This window comes from Aquipseudomonas ullengensis, from assembly GCF_014174475.1.
GTDB lineage: Bacteria > Pseudomonadota > Gammaproteobacteria > Pseudomonadales > Pseudomonadaceae > Aquipseudomonas > Aquipseudomonas ullengensis.
In genome coordinates, this window is record NZ_JACJUD010000001.1 from 730,983 (window position 1) to 743,042 (window position 12,060).

The following is a 12,060-nucleotide window of genomic DNA, read 5'->3' on the forward strand; positions in this document are numbered from 1 at the left end:
CCCGGCTTAACGCAGCACCTGCGGCGCGGTGAGCTTCTCCAGCAGCGCCGCCTGGGCACTGCGCGGGTTGGCGTTGCCGCTCGGGCTGGTGCGCAGGTAGCGGCCGTCCGGCTGCAGCACCCAGGCCTGGGTGTTGTCCGTCAGGTAGGACTCCAGCTCCTTCTTCACCCGGATGATCAGCTTGCGCCCTTCCACCGGGAAACAGGTCTCCACGCGCTTGTCGAGGTTACGTTCCATCCAGTCGGCACTGGACAGGTAGATCTTCTCATCGCCGCCATTGAGGAAGTAGAACACCCGCGTGTGCTCGAGGAAGCGGCCGATGATCGAGCGCACATGGATGTTGTGCGACACCCCGTGTACACCCGGGCGCAGCGAACACATGCCACGTACCACCAGGTCGATCTTCACCCCGGCCTGGCTGGCCTTGTACAGCGCGCGGATGATCTTCGGATCGGTCAGCGAGTTGAACTTGGCCATGATGTGCGCCGGCTTGCCTTCGGCGGCCAGCGTGGTCTCGCGGGTGATCATGTCGAGCAGGGTTTTTTTCAGGGTGAACGGCGCATGCAGCAGCTTCTTCATGCGCAGGGTCTTGCCCATGCCGATCAGTTGGCTGAACAGCTTGGACACGTCCTCGCACAGCGCCGCATCGGCGGTGAGCAGGCTGTAGTCGGTGTACAGCTTGGCGTTGCCGGCGTGGTAGTTGCCGGTGCCGAGGTGCGCGTAGCGGCGCAACTCGCCGTTCTCGCGACGCAGGATCAGCATCATCTTGGCGTGGGTCTTGAAGCCGACCACGCCATAGATCACCACCGCGCCGGCAGCCTGCAGGCGGCTGGCCAGTTGCAGGTTGGATTCTTCGTCGAAGCGCGCGCGCAGTTCGATCACCGCGGTGACTTCCTTGCCGTTACGCGCCGCTTCCACCAGGGCGTCGACGATTTCCGAGTTGGCCCCGGAGCGGTACAGGGTCTGCTTGATGGCCAGTACATGCGGGTCTTTCGCGGCCTGGCGCATCAGGTCGACCACCGGGGTGAACGACTCGAAGGGGTGCAGCAGGAGGATGTCCTGCTTGCCGACCACGCTGAAGATGTTCTCGCTGTTCTGCAGCAGCTTGGGGATTACCGGGGTGAAGGTGTTGTACTGCAGCTCCGGGTGGCTATCCAGGCCAGTGATGCTGAACAGGCGCGTCAGGTTGACCGGCCCATTGACGCGGTACAGCTCGCTCTCGGCCAGGTTGAACTGCTTGAGCAGGTAGTCGGACAGCTGCAGCGGGCAGGTCTCGGCCACTTCCAGGCGCACCGCATCGCCATAGCGGCGCGAGAACAGCTCGCCACGCAGGGCGCGCGCCAGGTCTTCGACGTCCTCGGTGTCCACCGACAGGTCGGCGTTACGGGTCAGGCGGAACTGGTAGCAGCCCTTGACCTTCATGCCAGGGAACAGGTCGTCGGCATGGGCGTGGATCATCGAGGAGAGGAACACGTAGTTGTCGCCAGGGCCGCTGATCTCTTCCGGCACCTTGATCACCCGCGGCAGCAGGCGGGGCGCCGGAATGATCGCCAGACCGGAATCGCGACCGAAGGCATCGATGCCCTCCAGCTCGACGATGAAGTTCAAGCTCTTGTTCACCAGCAAGGGGAACGGGTGCGTCGGGTCGAGACCGATCGGGGTGATGATCGGTGCGATCTGCTCGCGGAAGTAACGGCGCACCCAGACCTTCAGCTTGGCCGACCAGTTACGGCGGCGGATAAAGCTGATCTGGTGCTTGGCCAGCTCGGGAAACAGCACGTCGTTGAGCAGCGCGTACTGGCGGTCTACCTGCTCGTGGGCGATCTCGGAGATGCGCGCCAGCACCTGGCTCGGCAGCAGGCCGTCGGGGCCGGCCTGCTCGCGGGCGAAGTTGATCTGCTTCTTCAGGCCGGCGACGCGGATCTCGAAGAACTCGTCGAGGTTGCTGGAGAAGATCAGCAGGAACTTGAGCCGCTCGAGCAGCGGATAGGACTCGTCCAGCGCCTGCTCCAGCACGCGGATGTTGAACTGCAGTTGCGACAGCTCGCGGTGGATGTACAGGCTGCTGTCATCCACGCTGGGGATCGGCGGCGGCGCCACCGCTGCCAGAGCCGCAGGCTCCGGCTCTGGAGCGGCCACGGGCTCGACCACCTCGACGGCGGCGATCTCCAGTTCGACGACGGGGGCGTCATCCACAACTGCGTTCTTGCTGAGTCCCTCGGTGTTCATGCCATCTTCCCTGGAGCGCTTCAGCGCCCCGCTTTGATCAGTTCTGCCGCACGCGCGGCGAAGTAAGTGAGGATGCCATCGGCTCCTGCACGTTTGAACGCGGTCAGCGACTCCAAGATCACAGCTTCGCTCAACCAGCCGTTCTGGATCGCTGCCATGTGCATGGCGTACTCGCCACTGACCTGATAGGCGAAGGTCGGTACGCGGAACTCGGTTTTCACCCGCTGGACGATGTCCAGGTAGGGCATGCCCGGCTTGACCATGACCATGTCGGCGCCTTCGGCCAGGTCTGCCGCCACTTCGTGCAGGGCTTCGTCGCCGTTGGCCGGGTCCATCTGGTAGGTGTTCTTGCTGCCCTTGCCGAGGTTGGCCGCCGAGCCTACCGCATCGCGGAACGGGCCGTAGTAGGCACTGGCGTACTTGGCCGAGTAGGCCATGATGCGCACGTTGACGTGATCGGCCAACTCCAGCGCCTCGCGGATCGCCTGGATGCGCCCGTCCATCATGTCCGACGGCGCCACCACCTGGGCGCCCGCCGCCGCATGGGACAGCGCCTGCTTGACCAGGGCGTCGGTGGTGATGTCGTTCTGCACATAGCCATCGGCATCGAGGATGCCATCCTGGCCATGGGTGGTGAAGGGGTCGAGCGCCACGTCACTGATCACCCCCAGCTCGGGGAAACGCGCACGCAGGGCGCGGATGGCGCGCTGGGCAATGCCGTCCGGGTTCCAGGCTTCCTCGCCAAGCAGGGACTTTTTCTCCAGCGGCGTCACCGGGAACAGCGCCAGCGCCGGAATGCCCAGTCCCACCCAGTGCTCGGCTTCCTTGAGCAGCAGGTCGATGGACAGGCGCTCGACGCCCGGCATCGACGGGATGGTTTCGCGGCGGTTTTCGCCATCGAGGACGAACACCGGCAGGATCAGGTCGTCGACCGTCAGTACATTCTCGCGCACCAGACGGCGGGAAAAATCATCGCGACGGTTGCGGCGCAGGCGAGTGGCAGGGAACAGGCGGTTGGCTGGGGTAAAGCTCACGGCAGACTCCGGAGCCCGCAGAAACGGGCACAGTGCGACGGGTTATATGCCTCCATTATGACCAAATGATGACGATCCGGGCACCGCCGCTTGCCCGGAATCAAGCACGCACTGGCGCGACCCATTGCCGCTGCAGCAGTGCCAGGGCCAGCAGGCTGGTGCCGGTATAGGCCGCCAACAGGGCCCAGGCACTCATGGAGCTCGCCAGCAGCCCCTGCTCCTGCGCCAGCCACAACAGCGGCAGGTTGAGCAGCAGCCGCAGCAGTTCCAGGCGCCCAGCGAAGCTGCGGTTCTCCAACCAGGCCCCGAGGCTGAACAGGCCGAACGCCATCCAGCCCCAACCCAGCAGCAACTGGGCGAGCGGCAGCGTGCCGCCAACGCCCAGCAGCCAGGTGCCACCCGCCACATAGCCAACAAACTGCACCAGCGCATAGAGCTGCCGCGAGCGGCTCAACGGCACCTCGAAACGGCGGAACTGGGCGAGATCGGGCTTGCTGCGCGGGAAGCGCGCCTCGACATCCGCCGGGCGCCAGCCGGTGCGCATGAACCAGATGCGCAACTTGTCGCGTAAAGACTGCGTACGCCGCGCGTCCTGCCACAGCGCCGCATACACCTGCAGGTTGGCCCACAGCGGGTTCCAGCTCTGCAGCGGCACGGTCACGCCAAACACCACCGGATGCTCGTCGAGTTCTTCCTGAAAGGTGCCGAACAGACGATCCCAGAGGATGAACACGCCGCCGTAGTTACGATCCATGTACACCTGGTTCTGCGCATGGTGCACCCGGTGGTTGGACGGGGTGATGAAGAACCACTCGAACCAGCCAAGCTTGGGGATGTGCCGGGTGTGCACCCAGAACTGGTACAGCAAATTGAGCGCGCCGACCGTGAGGAACACCAGCGGCGGCACCCCGGCGATGGCCATAGGCAGGTAGAAAATCCAGCCGAAGAGGAAGCCTGTGCTGGTCTGGCGCAGGGCCGTGGAGAGGTTGTACTCCTCGCTCTGGTGGTGCACCGAGTGCGCCGCCCAGAGGATGCTGCGCTCGTGGCCCATGCGGTGTAGCCAGTAGTAGCAGAAGTCGTAGAAAACAAAGGCAAACAACCAGACCCAGAGGTTGTCTACCGATAACTCGAACAGGGCCAGGTGCTGCCAGGCGAAGGCATAGGTGACCAGGCCGAAGGCTTTGGTCAGCAGGCCGCTGGTAGTCGACAGCACGCCCGCGCTGAGGCTGTTGAGGGCATCGGCCAGGCGATAGGTGCTCAGGCCGCGCCAGCGATCGACCAGCAGCTCGATGCCGATCAGCAGGAAGAAGGCCGGTACCGCATAGAGGATGTAATTCACCGTGGACCCCATATCGTCAGGCCGCTGTGCGGGCTAGGATGACAGTATATGGAGCCATGCTAAGCCAGCCCGAGCAGCCGACCGAGAGCCGGGCATGACAGGCCGAGCGGCATTTGGCGACATCGGACGTTTTCCCATCAGGAGCACACCATGAGCAAAAAGGTAGCCGTCATTCTCTCCGGCTGCGGCGTCTATGACGGCGCGGAAATCCAGGAAAGCGTGATCACCCTGCTGCGCCTCGACCAACGCGGCGCCCAGGTGCAGTGCTTTGCGCCGAATGTGGCGCAGATGCATGTGATCAACCACCTGAGCGGCGAGGAGATGCCGGAGAGCCGCAACGTGCTCACCGAGTCCGCGCGCATCGCCCGTGGCAATGTCGAGGATGTGCGCACCCTGGCGGTCGAGCACTTCGATGCGCTGATCCTGCCGGGTGGTTTCGGCGTGGCCAAGAACCTCTCCAACTTCGCCGTGGAAGGCGCTAACTGCAGCGTGCAGCCGGACGTACTGGCCGCCGCCCAGGCCTTCGCCCAGGCGGGCAAACCCATCGGCCTGATCTGCATCTCGCCGGCCCTGGCGGTGAAGATCTTCGGCGCCGGCGTTACCGCCACCCTCGGCAGCTCGGAAGACCCGGCTGCCGCCGCCCTCGTCAGCATGGGCGGCGTACACGAAGAGTGCGCAGTGGAAGATGTGATCGAAGACCAGGCGCACAAGCTGGTCACGACCCCGGCCTACATGCTCGCCCAGTCCATCGCCGAAGCGGCATCCGGGATCAACAAGCTGGTCGACCGGGTGCTTGAGCTGGCCCAGCCGCACTGATCCACAGGTTGGCGTAGCTCAAGCTACGCCGATCCGGCCAATCGCCGCGGCACCTGCGCCTCGGCGCTGGCCAAGGCTGGCAAGTTACGGCAGCGTGAGCACACTCTTCGCGCCGGAATAGCCGCTCATGACCCAACCGCCTTTCGAACTCACCCCTGAGCTGCACGACGCTGTCGGCAGCTTCTTCCAGCGCATCCCCTTCAACCAGGTGCTCGGCATCCAGCTGGTCGAGCTGGCCGTGGACAAGGTGGTGATGAGCCTGCCGATGAAGCCCGAGCTGATCGGCAACTTCGTCCAGGGCATTCTGCATGGCGGGGTGATTTCCTCGCTGCTCGATGTCGCCGGCGGCGCCATGGCGCTGATCGGCGCCTTCGAACGGCATCAGCACCTGCCCGCCAGCGAACGCATGGCCAGGCTGTCCAAGCTCGGCACCATCGACCTGCGCGTCGACTACCTGCGTCCGGGGCGCGGCCAGCTGTTCACCGCCACCGCGGTATTGCTGCGCTCAGGCAACAAGGTCGCGGTGGTGCGCACCGAACTGCACAGCGACGACGGCACCCTGGTTGCCGTGGGCACCGGCACCTACCTGTGCGGCTAATCCTGTAGCAGCGAACTCTGCTCGCGAACCGGGTTCGTCCGGCTGGATCTCCCGCTAAAACAGAGCAGCCTGTAGGGCGGGTGCAACCCGCGGCGGTCGGCGCGCAAGGTGCCTTGCTCAGGCCTGGCGCATCAACCGGGTGAGGATGCGATCCAGCGAATTGGCGAACGCCTGGCGATCTTTCTCGCCATAGGCGGCCTGGCCACCGCCCACCTGGCCCTGCTCGCGCAGGTCGGTGAACAGGTTGCGCACCGCCAGGCGCTCGCCCATGTTGCGCTCGTCGAATTCACGACCCCGCGGATCGAGGGCGCTGACGCCCTTCTTCACCAATCGGTCGGCCAGCGGCACATCGCTGCAGATCACCAGCTCGCCGGGCACCGCGTGCTCCACCAGGTAGTCATCGGCAGCATCCGGCCCGCTCGGCACCACGATCAGGCGCACGCAGGTGAAGGACGGCCTGGCCACCGGCTGGCCGGCCACCAGCACCACCTCGAAGCCGCGCTTCAAGGCGAACTTCACCACCTGGTCGCGCGCCGCCCGTGGGCAGGCGTCGGCATCGATCCATACGCGCATCGGCGTCAGGCACTCGCCTGCGCGCGACGCCGCTCACCCAGCCAGCTGCGGCCGTAGAGCACGGCAATGCCGAGCAGCGCCAGGGCCTGGGCCGACAGGGTGTAGGCGTCGGCGTGGATGCCCAGCCAGTCGAAGTCGAAGAACGCCACCGGCCGCGTGCCGAGCACGCCGGCTTCCTGCAGCGCCGCCACACCATGGCCAGCGAACACCACCGAGAGCACGCACAGCAGCACCGCGTTGGCGGTAAAGAAGGTCGCCAGCGGCAACTTGCGCGAGCCACGCAGGATCACCCAGGCCAGGCCGAGCAACAGCACCAGCGCCGCAGCAGCGCCAGCCAGGACCATGTCGTGGCCGGCCGGACCGGCCTGCAACCAGAGGGTTTCGTAGAACAGGATGACCTCGAACAGCTCGCGGTAGACGGAGAAGAACGCCAGCACGGCGAAGCCGAAGCGCCCGCCGCCACCGATCAGGCTGCTTTTGATGTAGTCCTGCCAGGCCGCCGCATGCCGGCGATCGTGCATCCACACGCCGACCCACAGCAGCACCACGCTGGCGAACAGCGCCGTGGCGCCTTCGAGCAACTCGCGCTGGGCGCCGCTGACGTCGATCACATACGCCGCCAGGGCCCAGGTGCCGACACCGGCCAGCAGGGCCAGGCCCCAGCCGACGTGCACGCTGCGCACCGCCTGTTGCTGCCCGGTATTGCGCAGGTAAGCAAGGATCGCCGCCAGCACCAGGATCGCCTCCAGGCCTTCGCGCAGCAGGATCAGCAGGCTGGAGAAGAAGCTCAGCGAGGCATTCATCGCCCCGCCGGCGAGCAGCTCGGCAGCCTTGCCCAGTTCGACCTTGGCCACCTCAAGTGCCTGCTCAGCCTCAGCCACGCTGGCGCCATCCTGCAGCAACTGACGGTAGGCCATCAGCGCTTTCTCGGTGGTCTTGCGCTGTGCCGCGTCGAGGTTGTCCAGGGCACTTTCGACCAGCTCGAAACCTTCCAGATAGGCCGCCACGGACAGGTCATAGGCCTGCTCATGGTCGCCAGTGCGGTAGGTCTGCAGGCTCTGCTCGAGGGTGCTGCGGGTGTAACCAATCAGCTCCTGCGGGCCACGTTGCTCCTGCGGTGGTTGGGCGCGCTGGGCACGGAAGGCGGCGACCGCCTTGGCGTCATGGTTGCTGGCGACTTCTTCCGGGGTCTTGCTGGCCAGTTCGGCCAGGCCGAATGTGCTGCCAGCGGCCTGGTCAGGCTGCGCGGTGAACGAGGCGACATAGGTCGCGATGTCCCAGCGCTGGCGCTCGTCGAGCTGGTCGGCGAACGACGGCATGTCGGTGCCTTCCACGCCCAGGCCGAGGGTGCTGAACAGGTCATACAGGCTCAGCTTGTCCATCCGCGCAGCATCGCGCAGGTTGGCCGGCGGCGGCTCCAGGCCAAGCCCGGCAGGGCCGTCACCGGCACCCAGGTCGCCGTGGCACACCGCGCATTGCTGCGCGTACAGCGGAGCGCCGCGCGCCGGGTCGGGGGTAATCGCCGGAATCTGGCGAATCTGGTACAGCTCGGCCAGGCGGGCCGCCAGCTGCCGCGCCTGGCGGGTCACGGCCACGCCGTCGCCATGCTGCTCGACGGCGCTGCGCAGTTGCGCCACGCCCTGCTCAAGCTCGCCACGGCCGGCATTGGCCGGCAGGGCGACGATCAGGCCCTGCAGCACGCCGAGGAATTCCAGTTGCTCACGGTACTCGTCAGCGTCGATGACCTGGCCGGCATTCACCGTGGCCGGGTAGTCGGCGCCGATATAGCCCAGCAGGTGCAGGGCCTGGGCCGTGCCATCGGCCGGTTCGGCCATGACGGACAGGCTGCACAGGGCCAGCAGCGGCACCAGCAGCCAGGAAAGGAGGAAGCGATTGCGAAGCATGAATGCGTCCCAAATAAGAATGGGTGGCATTAAATTGTTACCTCCCTAACGATTTCACTCAAGCAAAATCGGAAATAAATGGTAACAAGGGGACGAAACGGCCGCTGCGCAGTGAGCACTGCGCAGCGCTGCAGGCGCCTCAGGCCGCGGCGCGGCGCACCGTAGCCAACAGACCGGCGGCGAGCACGAACAGACTGGCGAAGGTACGATTCATCACCCGTTGTTGGCGCGGCGTGCGCAGCGCGCGCAGCACTCGCGAGGCCAGGCCGGTGTAGCCGGCCATGACGATCAGGTCGACGCTGATCATGGTCACGCCCATGATCAGGTACTGCGCCAGCAGCGGCTCCTGCGGATGGATGAACTGCGGCAGCACGGCGAGCATGAACACCACCGCCTTGGGGTTGCTGACGTTGACCAGGAAACCACGCAGCACCAGGGTCAGCGGGCGGCCGATGGGGCGTTCGGCACTGCCGACGGACAAGTCACTGGGCACCGCGCGCCACTGAGCGATGGCCAGCCACACCAGGTAGATCACGCCGAACCACTTGATCAGGCTGAACGCCAGTGCCGACGTAGCCAGCAGCGCGCCAACCCCGGCGGCGACAATGGCGATCTGCAGGGCCAGGCCGATCTGCAGGCCCAGGGCGTTCCAGTAGCCACGCCAGAAGCCGTATTGCAGGCCGCTGGACATCGAGGCGATGGCGCCCGCGCCCGGCGACAGGCTGATCACCCAGCAGGCAACGAAGAAAGCGAGCCAGGTTTCCAGAGCCATGACAGATACCTCAGAAAGCAAAAAGGGGCAGGCCGTAAAGCCTACCCCTTCGTTTCAGCGAAGCACAGTATCAGTCAGTCAGGCGAACCCTTGCGCAACTGTACTGGCTCCTCGCCCTTCTGCCGCGCCATGGCGCCGCGCAGGCGGATGTTGATCGCCTCGACCGCCAGGGAGAAGGCCATGGCGAAGTAGACGTAGCCCTTCGGCAGGTGCACTTCGAAGGACTCGGCGATCAGCACGGTACCGACCACGATGAGGAACGACAGCGCCAGCATCTTCAGCGACGGGTGCTTGTCGATGAAGGCACTGATGGTGCTGGCCGACAGCATCATCACGATGACCGAGATGACGATGGCCGCCACCATCACCGGCACATGCTGTACCAGACCGACGGCGGTGATCACCGAGTCCAGGCTGAAGACGATGTCGATGATCGCGATCTGCACGATGATGCCCATGAAGCCGTAGGCCTTGCCGCCGCCGTCTTGCGACTGCTCGGCGCCTTCCAGGCTGTGGAAAATTTCCATGCTGCTCTTGAACAGCAGGAACAGGCCGCCGAAGAACAGGATCAGGTCACGCCCGGAAATACCGTGGTCCATGACAGTGAACAAGTCGGCAGTCAGGCGCATGACCCAGGTGATCGACAGCAGCAACAGGATGCGCGTACCCATGGCCAAGGCCAGGCCGAAGAAGCGCGCCTTGGGCTGCTGCTCGACCGGCAAACGGCTGACCAGGATCGAGATGAAAATGATGTTGTCGATGCCGAGGACGATCTCCAGGGCGGTCAGGGTGAGAAAGGCGACCCAGATTTCCGGGCTCATCAGCCATTCCATGTTATTTGCCTCAGTGGTTTAGTGAATTCGTTCAGTCGGCCGCTTGGGCCAGCTGTTGTTCCAGGCTTTCCAGGTGTTCCAGGGCCGCCATCCAACTCTCTTCCAGTTCGCCTTCGCGGCTTTTCAGGCGCGCCTGTTCGGCCAGCAAATCACGCAGTTCATCCTTACGTGCAGCTTCGTAGACGCCGCTGTCGCCCAGGCGCTCTTCGACCTTGGCCAGTTGCTCGTGCAACTTGCTCAGTTCTTTTTCCAACTTGTCCGCCTCGCGCTTGTGCGGTGCCAGCTGCTGACGCAGGGCAGCGGCGACCTGACGCAGGGCGCGCTTGTCGGTCTTGTCGCCGGCCGGCGCCGCGCTGGTTTGCGGCTGCTGGCGGGCACGGAAGTCGACCAGCCAGCGCGCATAGTCTTCGAGGTCGCCATCGAACGGCTGGATACGCCCGTCGGCCACCAGGAGAAATTCATCGGTGGTGCTTTTCAGCAGGTGGCGATCGTGTGACACCACCAGTACCGCACCGGCGAATTCCTGCAGGGCCATGGTCAGGGCCAGGCGCATTTCCAGGTCGAGGTGGTTGGTCGGTTCGTCGAGCAGCAGCAGGTTGGGCTTGCCCCAGGCAATCAAGGCCAGGGCCAGGCGCGCCTTCTCGCCACCGGAGAAGTTCTGCACCGCCTCGTCGCAACGTGGGCCACGGAAGTCGAAGCCGCCAAGGAAATCGCGCAGGGTCTGCTCGCGCTCGCTCGGGGCGATGCGCTGCAGGTGCAGCAGCGGGCTGGCCTTGGCGTCCAGGGAGTCGAGTTGGTGCTGGGCGAAGTAACCGATGGAGAGGTTCTCACCACGCGCCAGACGACCGGACAACGGCGTCAGCTCGCCGGACAGGGTCTTGATCAGGGTCGACTTGCCGGCGCCGTTGGGGCCGAGCAGGCCGATGCGCGCGCCCGGAACCAGTTGCAGCTTGACCTGTTGCAGTACCGCTTTGTCGCCATAGCCCAGCTGGACATCGGACATGTCCAGCAGCGGGCTGGAAATCTTGTCGGCTTCGCGGAAGACGAAGTCGAATGGCGAGTCGACATGCGCCGGCGCCAGCTCCTCCAGGCGCTCCAGAGCCTTGATCCGGCTCTGTGCCTGGCGCGCCTTGGTCGCCTGGGCCTTGAAGCGGGCGATGTACTTCTCCATGTGCTCGCGCTGCACCTGCTGCTTCTCGTAAGCCTGCTGCTGCTGCGCCAGGCGTTCGGCACGGGCGCGCTCGAACGCCGAGTAACCGCCACGGTAGAGCGTCAGCTTTTGCTGTTCGATGTGCGCCACATGGTCGACCACGGCGTCGAGGAAGTCGCGGTCGTGGGAGATCAGCAACAAGGTGCCGGAGTAGCTCTTCAGCCAGTCTTCCAGCCAGAGGATCGCATCGAGATCGAGGTGGTTGGTCGGTTCGTCGAGCAGCAACAGGTCGGACGGGCACATCAGTGCCTGGGCCAGGTTCAGGCGCATGCGCCAGCCACCGGAGAAGTCGCCGACACGCTTGTCCATCTGTTCGTTGCTGAAGCCGAGACCCGCCAGCAGCTTGCGCGCACGGGCATCGGCGGTATAGCCGTCGGCGCTGTCCAGTTCGCTGTGCAGGCGGGCAATGGCGCCGCCGTCATGAGCCTCTTCGGCGGCGAGCAGGTCGCGTTGCACCTGGCGCAGGCGAATGTCGCCATCCAGCACATAGTCGACAGCCAGGCGTTCGAGGTCGTCGACCTCCTGGCGCATGTGGGCGATGCGCCAGTCCGGCGGCAGGTTGCAGTCGCCGGCGTCAGGCCCGAGCTCGCCTCGCAGCAGGGCGAACAGGCTGGATTTGCCGGAGCCATTGGCGCCGATCAGGCCAGCTTTGTGGCCGGCGTGCAGGGTCAGCTCGGCGCCTTCGAGTAGGCGTTGCGGACCACGCTGTAGAGTGAGGTTCTGGAGTCGGATCATAATGGCCGCGGAGTCTA

The 12,060-nt window shown here is 65.2% G+C and carries 10 protein-coding genes; 2 read left to right on the forward strand and 8 right to left on the reverse strand.

Annotated elements, in window-relative coordinates:
* Positions 1-6: 6 nt before the first annotated feature.
* The 3 genes from ppk1 to H3H51_RS03210 all read right to left on the reverse strand — a co-directional run bounded on the left by ppk1 (position 7) and on the right by H3H51_RS03210 (position 4,602).
* Entirely contained in the window at positions 7-2,229 is a 2,223-nt protein-coding gene (ppk1, locus tag H3H51_RS03200) for a polyphosphate kinase 1 (RefSeq protein WP_183087569.1), read from the reverse strand.
* A 20-nt stretch (positions 2,230-2,249) separates the two neighbouring features.
* Positions 2,250-3,263 (reverse strand): porphobilinogen synthase, encoded by a 1,014-nt coding sequence (hemB, locus tag H3H51_RS03205; protein WP_183087570.1) that lies wholly within the window; start codon positions 3,261-3,263, stop codon positions 2,250-2,252.
* 100 nt (positions 3,264-3,363) lie between these two features.
* Positions 3,364-4,602 (reverse strand): sterol desaturase family protein, encoded by a 1,239-nt coding sequence (locus tag H3H51_RS03210; protein WP_183087571.1) that lies wholly within the window; start codon positions 4,600-4,602, stop codon positions 3,364-3,366.
* Positions 4,603-4,752: 150 nt separating this feature from the next.
* Here H3H51_RS03210 and elbB point away from each other — a divergent pair, with 150 nt between their 5' ends.
* Both elbB and H3H51_RS03220 read left to right on the forward strand, forming a co-directional pair.
* Positions 4,753-5,418 carry an isoprenoid biosynthesis glyoxalase ElbB gene (gene elbB / locus H3H51_RS03215; protein WP_183087572.1) on the forward strand — a complete coding sequence of 222 codons (666 nt, stop codon included), beginning with the start codon at positions 4,753-4,755 and terminating at the stop codon, positions 5,416-5,418.
* A 127-nt stretch (positions 5,419-5,545) separates the two neighbouring features.
* Positions 5,546-6,016 (forward strand): thioesterase family protein, encoded by a 471-nt coding sequence (locus tag H3H51_RS03220; protein ID WP_183087573.1) that lies wholly within the window; start codon positions 5,546-5,548, stop codon positions 6,014-6,016.
* A gap of 117 nt (positions 6,017-6,133) precedes the next feature.
* Here H3H51_RS03220 and H3H51_RS03225 read toward each other — a convergent pair whose 3' ends face one another.
* From H3H51_RS03225 to H3H51_RS03245, 5 genes are all read right to left on the reverse strand, one after another.
* Positions 6,134-6,589: a YaiI/YqxD family protein gene (locus tag H3H51_RS03225; protein ID WP_183087574.1), complete on the reverse strand. Its 456-nt coding sequence runs from the start codon at positions 6,587-6,589 to the stop codon at positions 6,134-6,136.
* Between the two features lie 5 nt (positions 6,590-6,594).
* On the reverse strand, positions 6,595-8,493 hold the full coding sequence (locus tag H3H51_RS03230) for an FTR1 family protein (RefSeq protein ID WP_183087575.1): 1,899 nt from the start codon (positions 8,491-8,493) through the stop codon (positions 6,595-6,597).
* A 139-nt stretch (positions 8,494-8,632) separates the two neighbouring features.
* Positions 8,633-9,265: a homoserine/homoserine lactone efflux protein gene (rhtB, locus tag H3H51_RS03235; protein ID WP_183087576.1), complete on the reverse strand. Its 633-nt coding sequence runs from the start codon at positions 9,263-9,265 to the stop codon at positions 8,633-8,635.
* Between the two features lie 74 nt (positions 9,266-9,339).
* Positions 9,340-10,098, reverse strand: a complete 759-nt coding sequence (locus H3H51_RS03240) for a TerC family protein (protein WP_183087577.1) — start codon at positions 10,096-10,098, stop codon at positions 9,340-9,342.
* Between the two features lie 31 nt (positions 10,099-10,129).
* On the reverse strand, positions 10,130-12,043 hold the full coding sequence (locus tag H3H51_RS03245; protein WP_183087578.1) for an ATP-binding cassette domain-containing protein: 1,914 nt from the start codon (positions 12,041-12,043) through the stop codon (positions 10,130-10,132).
* Positions 12,044-12,060 lie beyond the last annotated feature (17 nt).

Excerpts from the sequence above, each read along its gene's own strand:
- elbB (WP_183087572.1), top strand. The coding sequence starts at position 4,753 with ATGAGCAAAAAGGTAGCCGTCATTCTCTCCGGCTGCGGCGTCTATGAC.
- rhtB (WP_183087576.1), bottom strand. The coding sequence starts at position 9,265 with ATGGCTCTGGAAACCTGGCTCGCTTTCTTCGTTGCCTGCTGGGTGATC.
- H3H51_RS03245 (WP_183087578.1), bottom strand. The coding sequence starts at position 12,043 with ATGATCCGACTCCAGAACCTCACTCTACAGCGTGGTCCGCAACGCCTA.
- H3H51_RS03230 (WP_183087575.1), bottom strand. The coding sequence starts at position 8,493 with ATGCTTCGCAATCGCTTCCTCCTTTCCTGGCTGCTGGTGCCGCTGCTG.
- H3H51_RS03220 (WP_183087573.1), top strand. The coding sequence starts at position 5,546 with ATGACCCAACCGCCTTTCGAACTCACCCCTGAGCTGCACGACGCTGTC.
- H3H51_RS03225 (WP_183087574.1), bottom strand. The coding sequence starts at position 6,589 with ATGCGCGTATGGATCGATGCCGACGCCTGCCCACGGGCGGCGCGCGAC.
- H3H51_RS03240 (WP_183087577.1), bottom strand. The coding sequence starts at position 10,098 with ATGGAATGGCTGATGAGCCCGGAAATCTGGGTCGCCTTTCTCACCCTG.
- ppk1 (WP_183087569.1), bottom strand. The coding sequence starts at position 2,229 with ATGAACACCGAGGGACTCAGCAAGAACGCAGTTGTGGATGACGCCCCC.